Origin of the sequence: Rhizobium quercicola (assembly GCF_021168455.1) — a bacterium.
Classification (GTDB): domain Bacteria; phylum Pseudomonadota; class Alphaproteobacteria; order Rhizobiales; family Rhizobiaceae; genus Ferranicluibacter; species Ferranicluibacter quercicola.
Map to the genome: position 1 here is coordinate 14,059 of NZ_JAJOZR010000020.1, position 24,923 is coordinate 38,981.

Annotated in this window: 16 protein-coding genes, 1 tRNA gene and 1 pseudogene; 11 read left to right on the forward strand and 7 right to left on the reverse strand. The window is 65.8% G+C overall.

The features are described from left to right. Positions 1–13 precede the first annotated feature (13 nt). The 8 genes and pseudogenes from treS (at position 14) to LRX75_RS22310 (ending at position 14,632) form a co-directional block, all read left to right on the forward strand. Positions 14–3,343 carry a maltose alpha-D-glucosyltransferase gene (gene treS, locus LRX75_RS22275; protein ID WP_231816797.1) on the forward strand — a complete coding sequence of 1,110 codons (3,330 nt, stop codon included), beginning with the start codon at positions 14–16 and terminating at the stop codon, positions 3,341–3,343. Then, positions 3,343–5,544, forward strand: a complete 2,202-nt coding sequence (gene glgB, locus LRX75_RS22280) for a 1,4-alpha-glucan branching protein GlgB (RefSeq protein ID WP_420851251.1) — start codon at positions 3,343–3,345, stop codon at positions 5,542–5,544. Before treS ends, glgB begins: the two co-directional genes overlap by 1 nt. Before the next feature lie 92 nt (positions 5,545–5,636). Next, positions 5,637–5,777, forward strand: a complete 141-nt coding sequence (locus tag LRX75_RS22285; RefSeq protein ID WP_231816781.1) for a hypothetical protein — start codon at positions 5,637–5,639, stop codon at positions 5,775–5,777. A gap of 168 nt (positions 5,778–5,945) precedes the next feature. Then, the gene (locus LRX75_RS22290; protein ID WP_231816782.1) at positions 5,946–6,566 is read left to right on the forward strand and encodes a BA14K family protein; all 621 of its coding nucleotides are present in this window, start codon (positions 5,946–5,948) and stop codon (positions 6,564–6,566) included. A 48-nt stretch (positions 6,567–6,614) separates the two neighbouring features. Beyond that, positions 6,615–7,787 carry a glycosyltransferase gene (locus LRX75_RS22295; RefSeq protein WP_231816783.1) on the forward strand — a complete coding sequence of 391 codons (1,173 nt, stop codon included), beginning with the start codon at positions 6,615–6,617 and terminating at the stop codon, positions 7,785–7,787. A 44-nt stretch (positions 7,788–7,831) separates the two neighbouring features. After that, positions 7,832–8,980 (forward strand): annotated as a pseudogene (locus LRX75_RS22300) (glycosyltransferase family 1 protein); the annotation flags it as partial. Between the two features lie 73 nt (positions 8,981–9,053). After that, entirely contained in the window at positions 9,054–12,308 is a 3,255-nt protein-coding gene (locus tag LRX75_RS22305; RefSeq protein WP_231816784.1) for a glycosyltransferase, read from the forward strand. Continuing rightward, positions 12,305–14,632, forward strand: a complete 2,328-nt coding sequence (locus LRX75_RS22310) for a glycosyltransferase family 4 protein (protein WP_231816785.1) — start codon at positions 12,305–12,307, stop codon at positions 14,630–14,632. The genes LRX75_RS22305 and LRX75_RS22310 overlap by 4 nt, the downstream gene beginning before the upstream one ends. A gap of 11 nt (positions 14,633–14,643) precedes the next feature. Here the strand turns inward: LRX75_RS22310 and LRX75_RS22315 are convergent, their stop codons facing one another. The 6 genes from LRX75_RS22315 to LRX75_RS22340 all read right to left on the reverse strand — a co-directional run bounded on the left by LRX75_RS22315 (position 14,644) and on the right by LRX75_RS22340 (position 20,611). Beyond that, entirely contained in the window at positions 14,644–14,955 is a 312-nt protein-coding gene (locus tag LRX75_RS22315; protein WP_231816786.1) for a Dabb family protein, read from the reverse strand. Between the two features lie 94 nt (positions 14,956–15,049). Next, positions 15,050–17,248 carry an aldehyde oxidoreductase molybdenum-binding subunit PaoC gene (gene paoC / locus LRX75_RS22320; protein ID WP_231816787.1) on the reverse strand — a complete coding sequence of 733 codons (2,199 nt, stop codon included), beginning with the start codon at positions 17,246–17,248 and terminating at the stop codon, positions 15,050–15,052. A 4-nt stretch (positions 17,249–17,252) separates the two neighbouring features. After that, positions 17,253–18,203, reverse strand: a complete 951-nt coding sequence (locus LRX75_RS22325; RefSeq protein ID WP_231816788.1) for an FAD binding domain-containing protein — start codon at positions 18,201–18,203, stop codon at positions 17,253–17,255. Next, positions 18,200–18,871 carry an aldehyde dehydrogenase iron-sulfur subunit PaoA gene (paoA, locus tag LRX75_RS22330; protein WP_231816789.1) on the reverse strand — a complete coding sequence of 224 codons (672 nt, stop codon included), beginning with the start codon at positions 18,869–18,871 and terminating at the stop codon, positions 18,200–18,202. Before paoA ends, LRX75_RS22325 begins: the two co-directional genes overlap by 4 nt. Before the next feature lie 133 nt (positions 18,872–19,004). After that, on the reverse strand, positions 19,005–19,952 hold the full coding sequence (locus tag LRX75_RS22335; RefSeq protein ID WP_231816790.1) for a DMT family transporter: 948 nt from the start codon (positions 19,950–19,952) through the stop codon (positions 19,005–19,007). Between the two features lie 80 nt (positions 19,953–20,032). Further along, positions 20,033–20,611, reverse strand: coding sequence for a TetR/AcrR family transcriptional regulator (locus tag LRX75_RS22340; protein WP_231816791.1), 579 nt, complete (start codon positions 20,609–20,611; stop codon positions 20,033–20,035). Positions 20,612–20,815: 204 nt separating this feature from the next. On the opposite strand from LRX75_RS22340, the gene LRX75_RS22345 reads away from it, so the two are divergent. From LRX75_RS22345 to LRX75_RS22355, 3 genes are read left to right on the forward strand one after another with little or no spacing between them, the layout of a single operon-like run. Continuing rightward, a complete protein-coding gene (locus LRX75_RS22345; RefSeq protein ID WP_231816792.1) occupies positions 20,816–21,328 on the forward strand; it encodes a (2Fe-2S)-binding protein in 513 nt (170 codons plus the stop codon). Next, positions 21,325–22,398: an FAD binding domain-containing protein gene (locus LRX75_RS22350; protein ID WP_231816793.1), complete on the forward strand. Its 1,074-nt coding sequence runs from the start codon at positions 21,325–21,327 to the stop codon at positions 22,396–22,398. The genes LRX75_RS22345 and LRX75_RS22350 overlap by 4 nt, the downstream gene beginning before the upstream one ends. Then, on the forward strand, positions 22,388–24,655 hold the full coding sequence (locus tag LRX75_RS22355) for a xanthine dehydrogenase family protein molybdopterin-binding subunit (RefSeq protein ID WP_231816794.1): 2,268 nt from the start codon (positions 22,388–22,390) through the stop codon (positions 24,653–24,655). The genes LRX75_RS22350 and LRX75_RS22355 overlap by 11 nt, the downstream gene beginning before the upstream one ends. Positions 24,656–24,831: 176 nt before the next feature. Here the strand turns inward: LRX75_RS22355 and LRX75_RS22360 are convergent. Next, positions 24,832–24,908, reverse strand: a tRNA-Met gene (locus tag LRX75_RS22360). Positions 24,909–24,923: the final 15 nt, after the last annotated feature.

Genomic DNA, 24,923 nt, shown 5'->3' on the forward strand with positions numbered 1-24,923 from the left:
AAACGCCATGGATATGCTCACCGATCAGGTCGAGGAAGACAGCGGCATCCGTCCGCACACCCCCAGTGAAAGCGGATCGCCGGACCCGCTCTGGTACAAGGATGCGATCATCTACCAGTTGCACATCAAGTCGTTTCACGATGGAAACGGCGATGGCATCGGCGACTTCAAGGGCCTGCAGGAGAAGCTCGACCATATCTCCTCGCTCGGCGTCACCGCGATCTGGCTGCTCCCCTTCTTCCCGTCGCCGCGACGGGACGACGGCTACGACATCGCCGACTACGGCGATGTGAGCCCCGACTACGGCACGATGGACGAGTTCCGCGCCTTCGTGGAAGCGGCGCACGCACGCGATATCCGCGTCATCATCGAGCTGGTCATCAATCATACCTCCGATCAGCACCCGTGGTTCCAGCGCGCCCGCAACGCGCCGGCCGGCTCGCCCGAGCGCGATTTCTACGTCTGGTCGGAGACGGACCAGAAGTTCCCGGAAACCCGTATCATCTTCCTCGATACGGAAAAATCCAACTGGACCTGGGACCCTGTCGCCGGCGCCTATTACTGGCACCGCTTCTACTCCCATCAGCCGGATCTGAACTTCGACAATCCGCGCGTTCTGGAAGAGCTGCTGTCCGTCATGCGCTTCTGGCTGGAGACGGGGATCGACGGATTCCGGCTGGACGCCATCCCCTATCTCATCGAGCGCGAGGGGACCAACAACGAGAACCTGCCCGAAACCCACGACATCCTGAAGCAGATCCGCGCCGCCCTGGATAAGAGCCATCCCGGCCGCATGCTGCTGGCCGAGGCCAACCAGTGGCCGGAGGATACCAACGAATATTTCGGCAGCGGCGACGAATGCCATATGGCGTTTCATTTCCCGCTGATGCCGCGCATGTACATGGCGATCGCCAAGGAAGACCGCTTCCCGATCACCGACATCATGCGCCAGACGCCCGACATTCCCGACAATTGCCAGTGGGCGATCTTCCTGCGCAACCATGACGAACTGACGCTCGAAATGGTGACGGATGCGGAGCGGGATTACCTCTGGAACATCTACGCCGCCGACCGCCGCGCCCGCATCAATCTCGGCATCCGCCGCCGCCTTGCGCCGCTGATGGAGCGTGATCGCCGCCGCGTCGAGCTGATGAACGCGCTCCTCCTCTCCATGCCCGGCACGCCGGTCATCTATTACGGCGACGAGATCGGCATGGGCGACAATATCTATCTCGGCGACCGCGACGGCGTGCGCACGCCGATGCAATGGTCGCCGGATCGCAATGGCGGCTTTTCCCGCGCCGATCCCGCCCGCCTCGTCCTTCCCCCGGTCATGGATCCGCTCTACGGCTATGAGGCCGTGAACGTCGAGGCGCAGTCGGCGGACGCCCATTCGCTGCTCAACTGGACGCGCCACATGCTGGCGCTCCGCCGTCGTCACATCGCCTTCGGCCGGGGTACGCAGCGTTTCCTCAAACCCGGCAACCGCAAGATCCTCGCTTATCTCCGGGAGTATGAAGGCGACACGATCCTCTGCGTCTTCAATCTCTCGCGCCTGCCGCAGGCGGTCGAGCTCGATCTCTCGGAATTCGAGAACCGCGTGCCGATCGAGCTCACCGGCATGTCGCCCTTCCCCCCGATCGGCCAGCTCACCTATCTCCTGACGCTGCCGCCTTACGGCTTCTTCTGGTTCCAGCTCGTCGCGGAAGCCGACGGCCCGACATGGCGCAACGATCCGCCGGAGCAACTTCCCGATTTCGCGACCATGGTCCTGCGCCGCGATCTTCTGGAGGTGGTCGAGGAGCCCCGTCTGTCGGGCGTTCTCTCCCGCGACGTTCTCCCCTCCTATCTCGCCAAGCGCCGCTGGTTCGGCTCCAAGGGCGAGACGCTGCATCGTGCGACGATCGTCAGCGCCCTGCCCATGGGCTTCCCGCACGACATCCTGCTCGGCGAACTCGAGGCGGAACTCGAAGGCCATACCGAAACCTACATGCTGCCGCTCGCCATCGCCTGGGACGATGCCAATCCCCCGGCCCTCGCCCAGCAGCTGGCCCTCGCCCGTCTTCGTCAAGGCCGCCGCGTCGGCTTTCTCACGGATGGCTTTGCGGTCGAACCCTTTGCCCGCGGCGTCCTCAAGGGTCTGCGCGAACGCACCCAGATTTCCGGGCGCAGCGGCACGCTGGAATTCGTCGGAACCGAGCGGCTGGATGGCATCGAGGTCAGTGACGACCTGCCGATCCACTGGCTGTCGGCCGAGCAGTCCAACAGTTCGCTGATCGTCGGCGATATCGCGATGGTCAAGCTCATCCGTCACATCTTCTCCGGCATCCACCCGGAGGTGGAGATGACGCGCTACCTGACCAGCGTCGGCTACGCCAACACCGCGCCGCTGCTCGGCGAAATCGCCCGCATCGCGCCGGATGGCACGCGCTCGACGCTGATCATCGTCCAGGGCGCCATTCGCAATCAGGGCGATGCCTGGACCTGGATGCTGAGCACGCTGCGCCGCACGCTCGACGATACGCTGACCTCCGTCTCGGACACCGCCCCTGCCGAGGTTCAGGACGGCCTGTTCTCGCCGCTGATGGACTTCGTCTCCAATGTCGGCACGCGTCTGGGCGAACTTCATGTCGCGCTGGCGACACCGACCGACGAGGACGCCTTTGCACCGGTTCACGCCGGGCCGGGCGATGTCGAGGCTCTTCGCCGTCAGGTGGTCGGCCAGATTTCGGACGGTCTGGACATCCTTGGCGGGGCACGCGCCGACGTCGATCCGGCGCTGGGCAGCGAGATCGCGATGCTGATCGACGGGCGCGACACGCTCCTGGCCTCGATCGGAGCCCTTGCCGATAGCGCAGCGGACACGCTGATGATCCGCAATCACGGGGACTTTCACCTCGGACAGATCCTCGTTGCGGAAGCCGATGCCTATATCATCGACTTCGAAGGCGAACCGGCCCGGGATCTGGAAGAGCGTCGCGCAAAGACCAACCCCTTGCGCGATGTCGCCGGCCTCCTGCGGTCGCTGAGCTACCTCGGCGCGACGGCCGACCTCGACACCGAGGCCGTGGCCGAACCGAACGACGGCCGGCGGACGGCGCTGATCCGCGCCTTCATCGATAAGGCAGAGGTGGCGTTTCTCTCCAGCTACTTCGCCGTCACCGAGACATCCGACCACCTGCGCATGCCGGACGCGATCCGCACGCGCATCCTCGACCTCTTCCTTCTGGAAAAGGCCGCCTACGAAATCGCCTACGAAGCCCGCAACCGGCCGAAATGGCTCCCCATCCCGCTCGCTGGCTTCTCTGCCATCGTGCGCCGACTTTCGGAAAGCAACGCCTGATGCTGGAACGCCTCGATCTTCTCCAGGGTATCGATCCCGATGCCATCAATGCCCTTGTCGACGGACGCCACGGCGACCCCTTCGCCGTTCTCGGCCCCCATCCGCATGCCGACCGGACCATCGTCCGGGTGCTGATGCCCGGTGCCGTCGGGATCGACCTGCTCGACCCGGCAAGCGGTGCCGTGGCAACGAGCCTCGAGCTCGTTCACCCCGCCGGCCTCTTCGCCGCCCTGACCGACCTGCCCCGCTACCGGCTGCGCATTGCCTGGCCGGAGGCCGTGCAGGAAACCGAGGACCCCTACGCCTTCGGTCCGTTGCTTGGCGATCTCGACCTTCACCTGTTCTCGCAGGGTACGCATTACAGTCTCGGTAGAACCTTCGGCGCGCGCGAGATGGACGTGGATGGCGTCGAGGGCGTGCGGTTCGCCGTCTGGGCCCCGAATGCGCGGCGCGTTTCCGTCGTCGGCGACTTCAATGCCTGGGACGGACGCCGCAATCCGATGCGGCTGCGCCCCTCGGCCGGCGTCTGGGAAATCTTCATCCCGCGTCTCGGCAAGGGCGAACGCTACAAGTTCGAGATCATCGACGCGGCCGGCAACGTCCTTGCACAGAAGGCCGACCCGATCGCGCGCGCCAGCGAGGCGGCCCCCGCGACGGCCTCCATCGTCGCCTCCGCAACGCCCTATCCCTGGACCGACGACGACTGGATGCGCCGGAAGACGGACATCCGCGATGGAGAAGCGGCCATTTCAGTCTACGAGGTCCATCTGGAATCCTGGCTGCGCATCGCCGAAGACGGGAACCGTCCGCTGGACTGGATCGAGCTTAGCCAGCGTCTGATCCCGTATGCCGCTCGTCTCGGTTTCACCCATATCGAGCTGTTGCCGATCATGGAATATCCCTTTGGCGGTTCCTGGGGCTACCAGCCGCTCGGCCTCTTTGCGCCGACGGGACGCTACGGTACGCCCGAGGATTTCGCCTATTTCGTCGATCGCTGCCATGCTTCCGGTATCGGCGTCATTCTCGACTGGGTGCCCGCCCACTTCCCGACCGACGTCTGGGGCCTCGCCCGCTTCGACGGCACCGCCCTCTACGAGCATGAGGACCCGCGGGAAGGCTTTCACAAGGACTGGAACACGCTCATTTACAATTTCGGCCGCAACGAGGTGAAAGGGTTCCTGATCGCCAGCGCGCTCGAATGGCTGGAGGAATACCATATCGATGCGCTGCGCGTGGACGCGGTCGCCTCCATGCTCTACCGCGATTACAGCCGCAATGCCGGCGAGTGGATCCCGAACGAATATGGCGGGCGGGAGAACCTCGAAGCCGTGGAGTTCTTCAAGCACCTCAACAGCATCGTGCATCAGCGCTGCCCGAACGTGCTCATGATCGCCGAGGAGTCCACCGCCTGGCCGGGCGTGACCCAGCCGGTCGAGAATGGCGGCCTCGGCTTCGACTTCAAATGGAACATGGGGTGGATGCACGACACGCTGCATTACATGGAGGAAGACCCCGTGTACCGGCGCTACAACCACGGACAGATGACCTTCGGCATGGTCTATGCCTATTCGGAGCGCTTCATGCTGCCGCTGTCCCACGACGAAGTGGTGCACGGCAAAGGCTCGCTGCTGGGCAAGATGCCGGGCGACGCCTGGCAGAAGCTCGCCAACCTGCGCGCCTATTTCGGCTTCATGTGGGCCCATCCCGGCAAGAAGCTGCTGTTCATGGGCGGCGAGATCGCGCAGGAAACGGAGTGGAACCATGACGCCTCGATCGTCTGGGATCTGCTCGACCGGCCGGAACATGCCGGCATGCAGCGGCTCGTGGGCGACCTGAACCGCCTCTATGCCGGGGAGCCGGCTCTGCAATATGGCGACCTGCGTCCTCAGGGCTTCGATTGGGCGGTCTCCGACGATGCCGAGCATTCCATCTTCGGCATGCTGCGCGTCAGCGAGGACAGAACCTCGATGATCCTTGCCGTCTCCAACATGACGCCGGTGCCGCGACAGGGCTACCGGATCGGCGTGCCCGCGGAAGGCCGGTGGCAAGAGGTGTTCAACAGCGATGCCGGCGTCTATGGCGGCTCCAATCTCGGCAATGTCGAGGCGTGGACGGAGCATCATCCCGCCCACGGCAAGCCGCAGTCGCTGTCGCTGACGCTGCCGCCGCTGTCGACGATCCTGCTGAAGTGGCAGGCCTGACACCGGTCTCGCGAACCCATGCGCCAATCCGTCGCTGGACGATGACGCCGCCTGCCATTGACGGCAGGTGGCGGGATCGGCCAAGATAGCGCATGCCCAACCATGATCTTGACCACGACGCCCCGCCTTCCCGCCGGGCGAAAATCATCTTCGCCGTGCTCGTCGGCATCGTCGTGCTCGCCACGGTCAGCAGCATGGCAACCTCGATCGTGCTCTACCTCAAGAGCGTCTGACCGCCGGTTTGGCCGCGCGACGGCGAAGTGCGCTCAGGGCACATCGTATCCTCCTAACATTTGATGTTTTCAACACGCGAAAGCTGTCGGAACTCTGCGCCACACGATGCGTTGACGGGCAGATTCTTTGAGGATCGCCACGTTTCTCTGCATGTCAGGAGCATCATCATGAAAGCCACGGCCGCGCTCGCTTTCTTCCTCACCGTCGCCATGACGCTCTTTGTCGCGGGTTTCCTCAGCGCATCCGCCTTGATGGCGAAGCCCGCGACGGAAACCCTCGGCAATCTCAACGTGGCCGATCTCTGGTCGTCCGAGCCGAAGCGCGTCGTGAGCGCCGACCGCGGTCTCGAGCGTGCGCCCGCGGCACCGCCCGTGGATCTGGCATCCTCCGACAGCCTTGCCGTGTCCCAGCCGGCCATCGCGAGCGAGAATGCCTCCGCAGAGATCGACAAGACGGAGCCCGGCGTACCCGTTGCGGAAAGCGATCTCGCAGGGGCGCAGGGTCCGGCCATCGGCAATCCCCAGCATCAGGCATGGTGCGAACAGCGCTACCGGTCCTACAGCGCAGACGACAACAGCTACAGTGCCTATAGCGGCGAACGGAAGGCCTGTGTCTCTCCCTATATGGATGTCGCCTCCACCGACGATATCGGCCGGATGTCGCCGTCGGCCGAACAGGTGACGAATGATCACATTCGTCAGTGTCAGGCGCGCTATGCCTCCTATCGCGCCTACGACGACACCTACCAGCCCTATGGCGGACCGCGCCGCACCTGCACCATCGACTGAGACGGCCCCAGCGAAACGCGTTTGGACACGAGAAGGCGTATTCCGTCCATGACAGGCAGACGCATCGTCGTCATCAGCGACTTCCAGGACGGACAACCGGATGACGCACCCCTTCAGACGGTGAAGGAAGCGCACGCGGCCTGGGCGTCGGGACGGCGCGGCAGCCCGCCCGAAGAGGTCGCCGACCGCGATCGGATCGCTGTCGATGGCGGCTATATCGAACGCCTGCCGCTCGCCTGTCTGAAGGCGGGGCTCGCCGAGAGCGCCGAGATCTGGACGCACTGGCGCGGCTGCCAACCGCCGGAAACGCGCCCCGGCCCGAGCCCGCACCTGAAGCGCCGCGTCTTCCGCATGAACGGCCCGGATGCACCTTTCGCGTCCAATGATATGCTCGGTCATATCGCCGCCTTCGGCGCGCCGCACATTCTCTGCGTATGGGGCCTCGGCGTGAGCGAGGATATCCTTCTCGCCTGTCGCGACAGCTTCAAGATCTACAACTCGATCGATGCGCCGGCCCTGCGCATTCCGCCGGACGTCAGCCGGCATTTCGACCTGATCCTCACCGGCGCCCCGTGGCAGTCGGATGCCGTGCGCGAGCGCCACCCCGACATGCCGACCGCGATCCTGCCGATCGGACCTGAATTCGCCTCGGACACGACGTTCCATCCGCTCGATGTGGCGAAGACCTACGACATCATCTATGTCGCCGCCGCTCAGGGCTACAAGCGTCACGACATCCTGTTCGATGCGATGGCGAAGCTGCCACGCACGCTGCGGGCGCTCTGCGTCTGCGGTTACGGCGAGCTGACCGACACGTTTCGCGCGCAGATTGCCGATCGCGGCATCTCGGTCGATATCATCGAGCCGCCGGGCGTGCCCTTCGAAGAGGTCAACCGGCTGATGAACACGGCGCGCATCGGTGTGGTCTGCGGCGTCGATGATGGAGCGCCCGCGATTCTCACGGAATACATGCTGGCCGGCCTTCCCGTTCTCGCCAACAGCGCGCTCTCCTGCGGACGGCAGTTCATCACACCGCAGACCGGCCGAACGGCCTCGGCGGAAGATTTCCACCTCGTCATGTCCGAGATGCTGGAGACCCTTGCGAGCTTCAGTCCCCGCGCCGTCGTCCAGGCAAACTGGACCTGGCCGCACGCGATCCGGAAACTGGAATCTCTGATGCCCAGTGCTTACAAAAAAAGACCGTCCGCCTCTGGAACCTAGAGAGGTCCACTCAGTTCCCTGCAAGCTTGACGGAAGGGAGCTCGATGAATTTACTGGGTGCGTTTTCAAAGGTTTCCGAGGGCATTTTTTGCACCGACGCACCGCTCGTCTGTTTCTCTCATCTTCGCTGGGACTTCGTGCTCCAGAGGCCGCAGCATCTCATGCAGCGTTTTGCCGCCGATCGGCAGGTCTTCTTCTTCGAGGAATTCATCCCGACCGACCACCATCTGGCCTATCTCGAAATTCATCCCTTCGCCGGCACCACGGTCAAGGCAATCCGCCCGCGCGTGCCGCATTGGTGGAGCGAGGAGCAGCGCGAAACCGCGTTGGCACGCCTGCTCGATGATCTTCTGGCGCTGCAAGGCGGCCGCCAGCCGATCCTCTGGTTCTACACGCCGCTGATGTTCGCCTTTGCCCGCCATGTGGATGCGGCAGCCGTCGTCTACGACTGCATGGACGAACTCGCCAATTTCAAATTCGCACCGCCGCAGTTGAAAGCCATGGAACAGGCGCTGCTGGCGCGGGCGGACGTCGTCTTCACCGGCGGTTACAGCCTTTACGAGGCAAAGCGCGACCGCCACGACAATCTCCACGCCTTTCCCTCGAGCGTCGATGCGCATCATTTCCGCAGCGCCCGCAACAGTCAGGCCTCGCCGCCCGATCAGGCCGGCATCAAGGGGCCGCGGCTCGGTTTCTACGGTGTCATCGATGAACGGCTCGATCTTTCCCTGATCCGCGATATCGCCGCTGCCCGCCCCGACTGGTCGCTCGTTTTCCTCGGCCCCGTGGTCAAGATCTCGCAGGACGACCTGCCGCGCGCCGCCAACATCCATTATCTCGGGCAGAAGAGCTATGCCGAGCTGCCGGCCTACCTCTCGGGCTGGGATATCGCCATGATGCCCTTTGCGCTCAACGACGCCACGCGCTTCATCAGCCCGACCAAGACGCCGGAATATCTGGCCGCGGGACGGCCGGTCGTCAGCACGCCCATCACCGACGTCATTCGCAGCTATGGCGAGGTCCCCGGCGTCTTCATCGCGGCGGATGCCAGTGGTTTCGTCGATGCCTGCGCCGCGGCGCTGGCTCTGCGGCAGGGGTCCGGGCTCTGGCTGGAGCCGGTCGATGCTCTTCTCGCCGGCTCCTCGTGGGACGATACGGCACGAAAGATGCGCCTGTTGATCGAGCAGTCCATGGGCGGACCCGCGCCCCTGCCGGCCGAGGCTACCGGATCGCTTGCGGCACGGGCACCGGAGCAGCCGGCACCCCATGCCTGAGCAATCCGCAAGACGCCCGCGCATCGTCCTTGCAACCGACAGCCGTGACCCTTCCGGGCTGGGCGAGCACATGCTGGCACTGGCCCGGGGGCTGTCGCACGATCACGATGTCATCATCGTCGCCGATCCCGAAAACGCCAATCCTCTGCTCACCAAGGCCGCGCGGCAGGGGCTTGCCGTCAAGGATCTGGCACCGGGCGACAAGCTGCAGGCATGGCTGCGGCAGGCGAACGTGGATCTCATGCATGTCCATGCCGGCATCGGTTGGGAAGGCCACGGGCTGGCAGCGTCAGGCACGGCGACGGGCATTCCCGTCATCCGGACGGAACACCTGCCCTATCTCCTCACGGACCCCGACCAGAAGGCCGACTACCGCGCACAAACGGCGGCCCTCGCCCACCATATCGTCGTGTCCGAAGCCTCGCGGGAAACCTATCTCGACCATCAGGTCGAGCCCTCGCGCATCACCGTCGTCCGCAACGGCATTTTTCCGCTGGAACCGGCAGCTCCACGCGCGCAGACGATCTCCGCCATGGGCCTCTCCGGGCGCATCGTCCTCCTGTCGGTCGCACGCTTTTCCGCCCAGAAGGATCACGCTTCCCTGATCCGCGCCCTGCCCGCGATCACCGACCGTCATCCCGCCACCGTCCTTCTCCTCGTCGGATCCGGCGAGGAACAGGCGCGCGTGGCGGCTCTGGCGTCGGATCTCGGCGTTTCGGATGCTGTGCGGTTCCTCGGCCACCGCGACGATATCGCGGATCTCAATGCCATCGCCGATCTGTTCGTTCTTCCCTCCCTTTTCGAGGGTCTCCCGCTTGCCGTGCTGGAGGCCATGTCGCTGGGCGTGCCCGTGGTCGCCACGCGGATCGGCGGGACCCTGGAGGCGCTGGGCGAGGATCACGCCTTCTTCGCCGAGCCCGGACATCCCGCCTCGCTTGCCGACATGATCACCCGGGCTCTCGATGATCCCACCCATCGCGCCGCCGTCGGACAGTCCGGCCGCGACCGCTTTCGCCAGCACTTCTCCGCCGCACGAATGGCCGCGGAAACCGCCTCCGTGTACCGGCCGTTCCTCACGCCGAACCCAGCCCTGCAAAAGGACCACTCCATGCAAAAGACCCGCCTCGGCTTTATCGGCGTCGGGGGCATCGCCCACCGTCATCTCGACATTCTCGCAAGCTTCGACGATGTCGAACTGGTCGCCTTTGCCGATCCGGATGCGGCGCGTGCCGACGCCGCAGCCCGTCGCTTCGGCGCGAAATCCTTCACCGGCCATAGCGACATGCTGAACGCCGAGGCGTTGGACGCCGTCTATATCTGCGTGCCGCCCTTCGCCCATGGCGCACCGGAGCGCGACCTGATCGACCGTGGCATTCCCTTCTTCGTCGAAAAGCCCGTGTCGCTCGATATCGCGCTCGCCGAAGAGATCGCGGCCGGCATTGCGGCGAAGAACCTCGTGACGGCCGTCGGCTATCACTGGCGCTATCTCGATACGGTCGAGGAGGCCCGTGCGCTGCTGGCCGACAATCCCGCGCAGCTCCTGTCGGGCTACTGGCTGGATTCGACGCCGCCGCCGCAATGGTGGTGGCGGAAAGACAAGTCGGGCGGGCAGATGGTCGAGCAGACCACCCACCTTCTCGATCTCGCGCGCTTCCTCATCGGCGAGGTGACGGAGGTCTATGGCCGTGCCGGCCATGCCGAACGTCAGGAGTTCCCCGGTCTCGACGTGCCGACCGTCAGCACCGCCAGCCTCACCTTCCAGTCCGGCGTCGTCGCCAACATCGCCTCCACCTGCCTTCTCGGCTGGAGCCATCGCGTTGGCCTGCACATCTTTGCCGACAAGCTCGCCATTGAGCTGACCGATCGCGACATCATGGTCGATGTCGGTCGCGGACGACCGGTTCGCCAAGCGGACGGCGATCCGGTCTGGCGCGAGGATCGCGACTTCATCGATGCGGTGCGCGGCGGCGAGGACCGCATCCGCTGCCCCTATGCCGACGCCGTCGCCACGCACCGCCTCGCCCTGGCCGTCGTCGCCTCATCGCGCAGCGGCGAGGCCGTCCATCTCGACCTTCCCACGATCGCCCGGACACCGCCGGCACCGCTCCGGTTCCAGCCGCGCCCGGAGGAAGCACCCCGCGGAATGCCGCCCGGACATCGCAAGATCCGCTCGCTCGGCGTCGAGGCCCCGGGGCGCGCCTACATTCTCGAATATGAGGAAGGCCCGCCGGCCGACGGTCAGGTGCGACTGGAAACGCTCTACACCGGCCTGTCCGCCGGCACCGAACTGACGTTTCTGAAGAACACCAACCCCTATTTCCGGTCGCGCTTCGATGCGGGCCGGGGCGTCTTCATCGAGAACGAACCGGACCTCCATTATCCCGTCCCCTTCCTCGGTTACATGGAAGTCGCGCGCGTGTCGGAATCCCGCGCAGGCGGCTATACCGAAGGCGACGTGCTCGCGACGACCTATGCGCACAAGACCGGCCATACGGCCGATCCGTATCACGACGTCCTCGTGCCCATGCCGGCGGAGGTCGATCCGCTCCTCGGCATCTTCGTCGCGCAGATGGGTCCGATCGCCGCGAACGGCATTCTCCATGCCGATGCGGAAGCCATGGGCACGCAGGTCTCGACCCTCGGCGCCGGCGTTGCCGGCCGTCCCGTGTTGGTCATCGGCGCCGGCACCGTCGGCCTGATGACGGCCCTCTTCGCCCGCAAGCTCGGGGCCTCCGAGGTCGTCATCACAGACCCCTCGGATTTCCGCCGCGCGAAGGCCGAGGCCATGGGTCTGACGGCCATGACGGAGGAGCAGGCCTGGCAGCACGCCAAGGCCCGCTGGCACGATGGCGGCCTCGGTCGCGGTGCCGATCTGGTCTTCCAGACGCGCGCGCATTCCGGCAGCCTTCAGACCGCGTTGAAGGCTCTGCGTCCGCAGGGCACCGTCATCGATCTCGCCTTCTATCAGGGCGGTGCGGATCATCTGCGGCTGGGCGAGGAATTCCACCACAACGGCCTCAACATCCGCTGCGCCCAGATCAACCGCGTGCCGCGCGGCCTTTCGGCCCTCTGGAACCGCCAGCGTCTGGCGCGCGAAACGGTCGATCTCCTGCGCCATGACGGCGCGGCGATCCGCGAGCACATGGTCACCCATGTGGTTCCGTTCGAGGACGGCCCCGTCTTCCTTCAGGATCTGGTCGAGCATCGCCCCGACTTCCTGCAGGTCGTCTTCAAGGTCGGCGCATGATGCAGACGGCACAGGATAACCAGCCGATCCGTATCCTCTTCGTCTTCGCCTGGCTGGTCGTCGGCGGAGAGGAGACGGAGGTCCGGCTTCTGGCGAAAGCACTGGATCCCGCGCGTTTCCGCATCGACGTCGTCGCCTGCTTCCGCAAGCCCGGCATGCCGGAGCAGACGCACGAGCAGTTGCGGGAATGCGGCGTCTCCGTGGACACCGCGCCCTATGCCATGTCGTTCGAGGATACGGTCTCCTATCTCGCCGGCAAGGTGCCCGGATACGACATCGTGGTCTCCTGCCAGAACGTCGCCGATATCTACCCGGCACTGGAGCGCCTGCATCTGCGCCCGCCGCTGATCGAGCATGGCGGCCTCGTCTCCGAGGCTCTGGCCGGCCCGAAGCATCTGACCACCCGCTATGTCGGCGTCTGCCGCTCGATCCGCGATGCCGCCGCCGCGCGCATGCCGGGCCGCGAGGCGGATGCGATCGAAATCCCCTCCATGGTGGACCTTTCAGCCTTCGACCCTTCGAAACGGGCAGCGATGCGCGCGAAACTCGGCTTTTCCGAGCGACATATCGTCGTCGGCTGGGTCGGGCGGCTCGATCCAAAGAAGAACGTCGAACAGGTCATCGAGGCGGCAGCGCTCCTCAAGGCCGAGGACGACGACGCCCGCTTCGTCATCGTCGGCGGGCCGGATGCCTTCATGCCGGACTACGCGGTGGCGCTGCGACAACGCGCTGCCGCCCTCGGGTTGTCGGAGGTGCTCCAGTTCCTCGGCGACCGGAAGGAGATCGCGGACCTGCTGCAGGCATTCGACATCTTCGTCTGGCTGTCGCGTGGCGAAGGCATGCCGCATGTCATCGCGGAAGCCGGTGCCGCCGGCCTGCCGGTCATCGCCACGCCCGACAACGGCGCGCTGCAGCAGATCGAGGACGGCATCACCGGCCTCGTCGTCCCCTATGACGATCCAGCATCCGTGGCCGCCGCCGCCCACCGCCTGATCGCCGACCCGCGCCTTCGTAAAACGCTGGGCATGGCCCTGCGGGACAAGGTCGCGCGGCTCTACGCCGTGGACGCCGTGGTGCCGCAGTGGGAGCGTCTTTTCGAGGAGGTTCTGGCGACGCGCGTGCCGCGCGGCCCGACCGGTCTCTTCCGGTCGTTCGTCCAGGGCGGGTTCGAGTGCTCCACCCATCGCCTGCGCCCGACGCCGGAGGAGCCTCTCGGTCCCCGGCTCGACATGATCGACGACATCGCCCACGATATCCACGCCGAGCGCGATTATCGTCAGCTGAGGGGCCACGGCATCCGCACGGTGCGCGACGGCTTTCGCTGGCACCGCATCGAGAGGAACGACGCCTTCGACTGGTCGAGCGTTAGGCCCATGCTGCAGGCCGCCGCCCGCTCGGGCACCCAGGTCATCTGGGACGTGCTGCATTATGGCTGGCCGGACGATATCGACATCTGGACGCCCCATTTCGTGGATCGCTTCGCCCGCTTCGCCGGCGCCTGCGCGCGCATCGTGCGGGAGGAGACCGATGCGATCCCGTTCTATTGCCCGGTCAACGAAATTTCCTTCTTTTCCTGGGGAGCTGGCGACGCCGGCTATCTCAACCCCTTCGCGCACGGTCGCGGCTTCGAGCTGAAGGTGCAGCTGGCACGGGCGGCGATCGCCGGAATGGATGCCATTCGCGCCGTCGATCCGCGCGCCCGCTTCGTGCATTGCGACCCCGTGATCAACGTCATCACCGATCCATCGCGGCCCTGGGAGGCGCAGGTCGCCGAGGGTCATCGCCAGTCGCAGTTTCAGGGATGGGACCTGATCTCAGGCCGCATGTGGCCGCAGATCGGCGGCGCCGAGCACTATCTCGACGTCATCGGCGTCAACTACTACTTCAACAACCAGTGGATCCATGGCGGCCCGCCCATCGATATCGGCCACCCGCTTTACAAGCCGCTCCGCACCATCCTCATCGAAACCTATGCCCGCTACGGCAAGCCGATGATGATCGCGGAAACCGGCATCGAGGACGATCGGCGTGCCGCATGGTTCACTTATGTCGCGCGGGAGGCTCTGGCCGCCATGCGGGCCGGCGTGCCGCTCGAAGGCCTCTGCCTCTACCCGATCGTCAACCATGCCGGCTGGGACGACAAGCGCCCCTGCCAGAACGGTCTCCTCTCCGCCGCCGTCACGACGGAGGGACGGCGCGTGCACGCGCCGCTGGCCGCGGCGATCGCGACGTTCCTGCGGGAAGACAGCGCTGGCTTGCAGGGCGGTGCAGAAACGGACTCCGGCGAAGGGACGGAGCAGCGGGAGCGCGCGCTGCGCGCCTGACCGGGCGCCGATCAGATCTCGAGATCGACGACGATGACGCCGTCCGGCCCGCCCTTGGTATGGGCGACGATCCGCGCACCGGCGGCCTGGTGATGCGGATCGACCAGATAGGCATCGCGCACCGCCGCGCTGTCGAAATCGAACCAGAAAGCGTCGTTGAAACCGCGCATCATCTCGGTCTCCACGCTGACATTCGGTCCGGCATGGAAGGCGCGGATGCCGTCGATATGGTCCTCGAGCGCCTTCAGATCATGATAGATCGACTGCTTGTCAGCCTCCGAGACGCTGTCCTTGAACTTCAAAAGCACGATATGCCGGATCATCTTTGATCTCCTCCCCATTCCTGTTTTCCGTCGAAACGACATAAGGCTGGCGCCACGGAAGCGCCAGCCTTGAGAGCGAAAGACAGCTCGATCGTCAGCTGATCTGGGGCAGCGCCCCGATCAGCTTGTCGAGCGTCACCGGATAGTTTCTGACCCGGATGCCGGTGGCATTGTAGACGGCGTTGTTGATCGCCGCCGCCACGCCGCAGAGACCGAGTTCGCCCACGCCCTTCGCCTTCATCGGCGACGACATGGGATCCGTCTCGTCCATGAAGATCACTTCCTGATGCGGAATGTCGGCATGCACAGGCACCTCATAGCCGGCGAGGTCATGATTGACGAAGAAGCCGCGCGTCTTGTCCACCGCAAGCTCTTCCGACAGGGCGCCACCGACGCCCATGGTCATCGCGCCGATGACCTGGCTGCGGGCCGTCATCGGATTGAGGATGCGACCCGCCGCGCAGACGGCGAGCATGCGCCGGATGCGGACCTCGCCGGTGGCGATATCGACCCCGACCTCCACGAAATGCGCGCCGAAGGTCGACTGCTGCTTCTCCTCGGAGATATCGCCGTACTCGATCGTATCCTCGACGACGAGCGGCGCGTCCCGGACGGCATCGGCCAGGGGCACGCGCCGGTCGCCCGAGATCACCATGCCATCGGCAAAGTCGATGCTATCGCCATTGAAGCCGAGCGACTGGGCAATCGCCTCCCGCATCTTGACGCAGGCAGCATAGACGCCCGCCGTGGCGCTGTTGCCGCCCCACTGCCCACCCGAACCGGACGAGACGGGAAAGCGGGAATCGCCAAGATTGACGGCCACGCGGTCGAGCGGCAGGCCCAGCATTTCCGCCGCGGTCTGGGCAATGATCGTGTAGCTGCCGGTGCCGATGTCCGTCATATCCGTCTCGACGGTGAGGATGCCCTCGCGATCGAGCGTCACGCGGGCGCCGGATGGCATGACCATGTTGTTGCGGAATGCGGCCGCAACGCCCATGCCCACCAGCCAGTCGCCGTCCCGCACCGTGCCGGCGCGCGCGCTGCGCTTGTCCCAGCCGAAACGTTCGGCCCCAAGCCTCATGCAGCCGACGAGATCGCGGTGCGAGAAGGCCTTTTCCGGCTTTTCCGGATCGACCTGCGTGTCGTTCAGAATGCGGAAAGCGACCGGATCCTGTCCGAGCTTTTCCGCCATTTCGTCCATGGCGACTTCCAGCGCCATCAGACCGGGTGCCTCGCCGGGTGCGCGCATGGCGTTGCCCTCGGGAAGATCGAGCACGGCAAGCCGCGTTGCGGTCATCCGGTTGGCGCCGGCATAAAGCAGTCGCGTCTGCTGCACGGCCGCTTCGGGCCCGCCACCTTTCAGATCGCCTGACCAGCTCTCATGCGCGATCGCCGTGATCTTGCCATCCTGCCCGGCGCCGATGCGGATGCGCTGGATCGTCGCCGGCCGGTGCGTGGTGTTGTTCATAAGGAACGGCCGGGGCAGCGCCACCTTGACCGGGCGGCGCGCCGCGCGTGCGGCGAGCGCGGCCAGCACCGCATCCGACCGCAGGAAGAGCTTTGCCCCGAAGCCGCCGCCGATGAAGGGCGACATGATGTGGATCTTCTCCTTGTCCATGTCGAGCGCGGTCGCCAAGTCGGACCGCCACCAGTCGATCATCTGGCTCGACGTCCACACCGTCAGCGCGTCCCCGTCCCAGGCGGCGATGGAGGCATGCGGCTCCATCATCGCGTGCGACTGGTCGGGCGTCGTATAGGTCTGGTCGAACTGGACTGCCGCCGCATCAAAGGCCGGCGCGAAATCGCCCGCCGCGGAATCCGGCTCTCCATCCTCGGGCTTCTTGGCGCTGCCCATCGATGCCTCGAGGTCGAACGCACCCTTGGTCTCCTCGTAATCCACCTTGATGAGGTGTGCGGCGGCACGTGCCTGTTCGAAGGTTTCTGCCACGACGACAGCCACGGCCTGATGGTAGTGGTTGATTTCCTTGCCGCCGAACAGCTTGGCGGTATTGCGTTTGGCCCTCTTAAGGTCCGGCATGCTGTCGCTGGTGACGATCGTGATGACGCCCGGTGCGCGGGCGGCCGCCGACACATCCATTGCACGGATGCGACCCTTGGCGATCGCGGCGCCGAGCGGGTAGCCATAGGCATAGGGCAAGGCCTCGTCGTGCCACTCATAGGCATATTTTGCGCGGCCGGTCGTCTTCAGCTGTCCGTCGATGCGCTCGATCGGCTTGCCGACCACGATCATGCGGTCGATCGGATTCTGTGTTGCAGGTGTCTCGAACTTCATGGTCTCAACCCTTCGCTTCGGCAAGAACAGCGCCAAGCGTCCGCTCGACCAGCTTCACCTTGTAGGCATTGTGTTCCGTCGGCTGGGCGTCGAGCAGCAAGCGGCGCGTCACCCGGCCGGCACCGCTCGGCAGATCCTCGTCCGCCGCATCGAGACGCCATGGCTTGTGCGCGACCCCGCCGACCGCAACGCGCCCGGTCCCGTCCGGCTGGATCACCGCACCGACCGAAATCAGCGCGAAGGCATAGGACGCGCGGTCGCGAACCTTCCGGTAGATCTGCTTGCCGCCGAGCGGCTTCGGCAGCACGACGGCGGTGATGATCTCGCCCTTGTTCAGCTCCGTCTCGATATGTGGCGTGTCGCCCGGCAACCGGTGGAAGTCGGCGATCGGAATGCTGCGCTTCGCGCCGTCGGCGCCGACCGTCTCCACCACGGCATCGAGCGCCCGCATGGCGATCGCCATATCGCTCGGATGCGTGGCGATGCACGAAGAGCTGATCCCGACGATGCCGAGCTGGCGGCTGAAGCCGTCGATGGCGGAACAGCCGCTACCCGGCTGGCGCTTGTTGCAGGGCTGGTTGGTATCGTAGAAATAGGGACAGCGCGTCCGCTGCAGCAGGTTGCCCGCGGTCGTCGCCTTGTTGCGCAGCTGCCCGGAGGCACCGGCCAGAAGCGCGCGCGACAGGAGACCGTAGTCGCGCCGCACCCGCTCGTCGGCGGCCAGATCGGTGTTACGCACGAGCGCCCCGATCCGCAAGCCCCCCTCGGGTGTCGCCTCGATCGTGTCGAGGCCGAGCGTGTTGACGTCGATCAGATGGGTCGGCGTCTCGATTTCGAGCTTCATCAGGTCGAGCAGGTTCGTGCCGCCCGCGATGAACCGAGCCGCATCATGGGCAGCCGCCGCCTTGGCTGCGGCTTCGACGGAGGTTGCGCGTTCATAGGTAAAGGACTTCATGCCGGCCTCCCCGCGACGTCCGCAATGGCGTCGACGATGTTGGAGTAGGCCCCGCATCGACAGAGGTTCCCGCTCATCCGCTCGCGGATTTCTTCCAGGCTGAAGTCGATCTTGGCTGTCAGATCGCCTGTCACGTGGCTCGGCATGCCCGCCTTGATCTCCTCGAGCACCGCAACCGACGAACAGATCTGTCCGGGCGTGCAATAGCCGCACTGGTAGCCGTCATGCTTGACGAACGCGGCCTGCATCGGGTGAAGATTGCCGGGCTCGCCGAGACCCTCGATGGTCACGACCTCGTCGCCCTCGTGCATGATGGCGAGCGACAGGCAGGAATTGATCCGCCGTCCATCCACCATCACGGTGCAGGCGCCGCACTGGCCGTGGTCGCAGCCCTTCTTCGTACCTGTCAGGTGCAGATGCTCCCGCAGCGCATCGAGAAGCGTTGTGCGGTTGTCGACCGAGAGGGTCTGCTCCTGTCCGTTGACCTTGAAGGAGACGCTGGAGGTCTCACCCGCCGGCATGCCGGTCTTGCCGGCGCCGGCCGGAGCCTGGGCCTGTGCCCGAGCCTTGGACGCGACGCCGGTGACGGCGACGGTCGCTGCGGAGGCCATCAGCAGATCCCTCCGGGATAGATCAAGGTCGCCCTGATTTAGCATTTTCTGCTCCATGTTCTTATGAGATTTCCGCGTCATGGCATGGCGCGGATTCATAAGCCGGAGCTAGGGCGGAGCGGGAGGCAGACCAGTCCTATGCTGCCTCCCCGGGCCGGACGGTGATCACAAAGGCGACATTGGGCGGGTGTCAGCCCTGTGCGTCCGGCTCCGGATCCGCCGTGGCGAGCGAGGCCTGCGCGTCCGGCGAGACCACGGCCGACGGCAGCGGTGTGCCGCGCTTGCGCTCCCGCATCAGCGTCAGCAGGCCGGAAAAGACGATGAGCGCGATGCCGCCCGCCATCGGCAGGTCGATCGTGTCGTCGAAGATGAAATAGCCGAAGAGAATCGCCCAGAGCATCTGGCTGTATTGCGGCGGCGCCACGAGATTGGCCGGTGCCATGCGCGCCGCTGTCATCAGCAGCGCGTTGCCGGCGGAACCGAGAATGCCGTAGCTGGCGATGAAGACCCACTGCATCGGTGTCGGAATCGCGATATCCGACAGCATGAGAAGGCCGCTGACGACGAGGACGCCGAGAAGGCCGGCGCCATAGAGCGACATCCGCTTTTCCGTCGGCCCCATGCCGCGCAGGACCACGATGGCGATGGCCGCGCTCAAACCGCCGATGGCACCGGCAAGATGCCCTACCGAAAGCTCGCGAAACCCCGGGCGCAGCACGATGAGCACGCCGACGAAGCCGACGATGACGGCCGTCCATCGCTGCCAGCGCACGTCTTCCTTGAGAAAGATGACGGAGAGGATCGTCACGAAGGACGGCAGCAGGAAGAGAAGACAGAAGGCCTCCGCCATCGGCAGCTTGGTGAAGGTGATGATCGACGCGATGGAGCCGATGGCCCCGCAGGCAAAGCGCAAGAGCCAGAGCGCGCGATTGGAGGTTCGAACGATATCGAGCCAGGAGTCCTCGCGCGCCTTGATCAGAGGCAGGATGACCAGCCCGAAGACGGCGCCGGCAAAGGCGACCTGATAGGCGGGAATGGCGCCGTCGATGAGTTTGACCGAGGCATCGCTGAACGCGAACACGGCATAGGCGATGAACGCGATGACGACACCGCGAAGGGAAGACTGGGAGACGGGCATGATCTCGAATCGCAAAGGAGGAGGGTTGGCCTGCCATAGCCGGAAAGTTTCGCGACGCACAGATGCGGATCGAAGGACGATCAGCGTTTGCGCAAGCCATCGACGAAGACATCGACCATCCGCAACGCCGTCGGCTGCCAGTCGGCCGGTCCGTGGCTGTAGAAGATGCCGAGCAGCGTCCGTAAGAGTTCGTCCGGCGACACGTCGTCCCGGACCATGCCGGCTCCGGCCGCCCGTTCGAGCAGCAGGCCGATGGCACCGACCATGCGCTCGTAGGAATAGGCCTTGAGTTCGGACGAGCCCACCACAGCCAGTTGCAGCCCCTCGATCATCCCCTTCTTGGTCGCGACGAGGCGGACATTGGCCTGAAGCCAGGATTTCAGCGCCGCGATCGGATCGTCCTCTGTCGAAAGCGTCTGGGCGAGATCGGCGAGAAGGTCCACTTCGTGCCGGTAGACGGCATCGAACAGCGCCTCGCGTGTGGGGAAATGCCGGTAAAGCGTTCCGATGCCGACGCCGGCCTCCCGGGCCACGGCCTCGAGACTCGCCTGCGCCCCGCCAAGGCGGAAGATGGCAGTCGCCGCCTTCAGCAGACGCTCCCGGTTGCGAAGCGAATCTGCCCGCGGCTTGCGCCTTGCCTTTGCGGTCTCCTGGTCCATCTGCTTACTCGTCGCCTGCCACTTTCGCGGGGGGCCTTGCTAAACGGAGGCACCCTCCGTATATTGCGTCTCACAGCGCGGCAGTGTCGATCGGAACGCCCGCCTCTCATGCGACGGCTCACCAGCGTTCGTCCCGTCTCGTCAAAGCGTCCACCGCGCCTGCGGTTCCTATCCCATACACCACAATCCTGACTGGAGCACCCCATGCCTTTCTCCATCAGCCTCACCGTCAATGGTCAGCCGAACAGCATTGCGCTCGATGATCCGCGCGTGACGCTGCTCGACCTCCTGCGCGAGCGGCTTCATCTCACCGGCACCAAGAAGGGCTGCGACCGCGGCCAGTGTGGCGCCTGCACCGTTCTCCTCGACGGACGGCGTATCAATGCCTGCCTCACGCTCGCCGCAAGCCTCGACGGCAGCACCGTCACCACGATCGAAGGCCTTGCCGACGGCCCCGAGCTGCATCCCGTGCAAGCGGCCTTCATCGCCTGCGACGGTCTGCAATGCGGCTACTGCACGCCGGGCCAGATCATGAGTGCCGTCGGTCTCCTCTCCGAAGGCCATGCCGGCGACGATCCGGAGCGCGTGCGCGAACTGATGAGCGGCAATCTCTGTCGATGCGGCGCCTATCAGGGCATCACCCAGGCCGTGCTGGAGGCAGGCCATGTCCTGTCGCAGAAAGCCGGGGGACAGGACCACGGGAGGAACGCCGCATGAACCGCTTCGATTTCATTCGCCCGGCCACTGTCGCGGAGGCCGTGACGGCCGCAGCCGTTCCCGGCTCCGTCTATCTCGCCGGCGGCACCAACCTGCTCGACCTGATGAAGATCGGCGTCACGCAACCCGAACGCGTCATCGACATCAGCCGCCTTCCGGGCCTCGATCGTATCGACTGGCTGCCCGACGGCGGTGTGCGCATCGGCGCGCTCGTGCGCAATGCCGACCTTGCCTACGACACCCGCTTTGCCGCCACCTATCCGGCCATCGCCGAAGCCCTGCTGTCGGGCGCCTCCGCCCAGCTGCGCAATGCCGCGACGGTGGGCGGAAACCTCCTGCAGCGAACGCGCTGCGCCTATTTTCAGGATACGGCCAGCGCCTGCAACCGGCGCGAACCGGGCGCGGGCTGCGACGCGCGGCAGGGCGAAAACCGCCTTCACGCCGTTCTCGGCTGGACGGAACAGTGCATCGCTACCCATCCCTCGGATTTCTGCGTGCCGCTGGCGGCCCTCGGTGCGGTGGTGGAGATCGACGGTGTCGAGGGACGCAGGGACATTCCGATCGAAGACCTCCACAGCCTTCCCGATGAAACGCGCACCGTGGACACCGTCCTCGCGCCCGGCGACCTCGTCAGCGGCCTGCGCCTGCCGCCCGAGGCTGCCGCCTTTTCCAACCATGCCCGCTACGTGAAGCTGCGCGAGCGCACATCCTATGCCTTCGCTGTGGTGTCCGCCGCCGCCATGCTCGACATGGACGGGGACACGATCCGCACAGCCCGGCTGGCACTCGGCGCCGTCGCCGCCAGGCCCTGGCGGGCACATGCGGCGGAGGCAGCCCTCGCCGGCCAACGCCCGACCCGGGACGCCTTCGAGGCGGCGGCAACGGCAGCCCTCGCGGACGCCCGGCCCTCCGGCGACAACGCGTTCAAGATCACGCTTGCCCACCGCATCCTCGTTCGCGCGCTGACGCTTGCCTGCGATGGCACGCCGAAGGTCATGCCCGCCCTTCCCGCCTCGCCGTTCCCGGAACAGCACATCCCCGCACCGAAGGGAGACCTCCATGTCGCCTGAAACATCCCGGACCGAACACCAGCCCGCCGCCAGCCGCCACGGCTCCAATGCCGGCCAGCCACTCACCCGCCGCGATGGCCTGCTCAAGGTCACCGGCCGCGCAACCTATGCCGCCGACAACCACCCCGAAGGCCTGCTCTACGCCGTCATGGCCGTCAGCCGCATTGCCCGCGGCCGTGTCCGCTCGCTGAACGTGGCGGCGGCCAAGGCCCATCCCGGCGTCGTCGAGGTGCTGACGCCGGCCAATCGCCCGCCGCTGTTCCACGACCCGAACGAGAAGATGCCGCCCTTCGGCTTTCGCGTGGAAGTGCTGCAGGATGACAGCGTGCGCTATGCCAACCAGCCGATCGCACTGGTGCTTGCCGAAACGCTGGAGGCCGCAACGCAAGGCGCGGTCCTGCTCGATCCGCAATACGACACCGAGCCGGCCCGTGTCGGGCTGGACACCGGCACACGCTTCGATCCGCCGGCCGTCGGCATCGGCGGACCGCCGACGACGGCGCATGGCGATATCGAGGCCGGTTTGGCGAACGCCGCCATCACGGTGAAAACCGACGTCGAAACGCCACCGCAATATCACAACGCCATGGAACCGCATGCCGTGGTCGCGGCCTGGGACGGCGATCGCGTCGTTCTCGACATGCCGAACCAGGCGCTGGCGATGAGCTGCGCCGCCTACGCCGCCTATTTCGGCATTCCCGTGGAAAACGTCACCATCCGCTCGCCTTTCCTCGGCGGCGGTTTCGGCTCCAAGGCGATCCTCAACGGACCGCAGATCCTCGCGATCCTCGCGGCGCGCATGCTGAACCGCCCGGTCAAGCTGGCGCTGACCCGCGCCCAGATGTACGGCCCCGTCGGCCATCGCGGCCAGACCTGGCAGAGCCTGCGCATGGGCATGACGAGCGACGGCACGCTCGCCGCCCTGCATCACCGCGCGCTCTCGGCCACCTCCGCCTTCGACGACTTTCTGGAGCCGGCGGCCAACGCATCCCTTCCGCTCTATGCGAGCCCTGCGATCCTCGTCGAACATCAGGGAATCCGGCTCGACACCGGCACGCCGGGCCCGATGCGCGCACCGGGCGAGGCGTCCGGCTCCGCGGCCCTCGAGGTTGCGATCGACGCGGCGGCGGAGGCCTGCGGCATGGATCCGCTCGCCTTCCGGCTGAAGAACTATGCGGACACCGAACCGGCGACGGGAAAGCCCTTTTCCTCCAAGGCGCTGCGAACCTGTTACGAGGACGGTGCCGCGCGTTTCGGCTGGTCGCGCCGACCCCGTGCGGCCGGACAGATGCGGGATGAAAACGGGCTGCTGGTCGGCTGGGGCATGGGCACGGCCGTCTTCGGCTGCCCGCACTTTCCCGCCGAAGCCCGCGCGACCCTGCGCGCCGACGGAACGGCCCTGGTGGAAACCGGCGCGGCCGACATGGGCCAGGGCGCCTGGACCGCCCTCGCCCAGATCGCCGCCGAGGCACTCGGCCTCGATCCGGATCAGGTGACGTTCCATTCCGGCGTGTCGACACTGCCCGATGCCGGCGTTGCCGGCGGATCGGGCCACACCGCCAGCGCCGGCCTTGCCCTCCATCAGGCGGGCGGCGACGCCATCGCGCAACTCTCGGACCTCGCCGTCAACGATCCGACGTCGCCCCTTTTCGGCGCCGGCAATATCGGTCTCACCGCACGCGGTGGCCGGCTCTATCGCCGGGACGACGAGAGCCGCAGCGAAACCTATGCGCAGATCCTCGCCCGAGCCGGTCGCTCCGATGTCGTCGGCACGGCGAAATCCAACCGCGACCCGACGGTCGCCTCCGGCCACGCGCTCTATTCGCACGGCGCTGTCTTTGCCGAGGTGAAGATCGATCCCGATCTCGGGCAGATCCGGACCACGCGCCTGATCGGCGCCTTCGCCGCCGGCCGCATCATCAACCCCCGGCTGGTGCAGAGCCAGTATTTCGGCGGCATGATCTGGGGCATCTCCTTTGCCCTTCACGAGGAAGCGATCACCGACAAGAGGACGGGGCGGATCATGAACGCCGATCTCGCCGAATATCATGTCCCCGTCAACGCCGACGTTCCCCCGCTCGAAGCCATCCTCGTTCCCGAGGACGACCCGATCGTCAACCCGATCGGCGTCAAGGGCGTCGGCGAAATCGGCATCACAGGTACCGTCGGCGCCATCGCCAACGCCGTCTGGCACGCAACGGGACGCCGCATCCGCAAGTTCCCGATCCGCATCGAGGACGTGCTGTCGGCTCGGTAGGCGAACTTGGGTTTTGAACGGGACGAGCATGGCGCCGCGAAAGCGCCATCGCTCCGCCTCACGGCGGCCATCGCCCTGTTTCGCTCACCGACCCGACAGACAGGAAACACCAAAACCCCCGCACGCTGCCGCGTCGGGGTTTTTTTGCAATTGTGTGAGGTCTGTTTGTGTTTGTTTGGTTGCGGGGGCAGGATTTGAACCTGCGGCCTTCAGGTTATGAGCCTGACGAGCTACCGGGCTGCTCCACCCCGCGGAAGGGAATAGGACT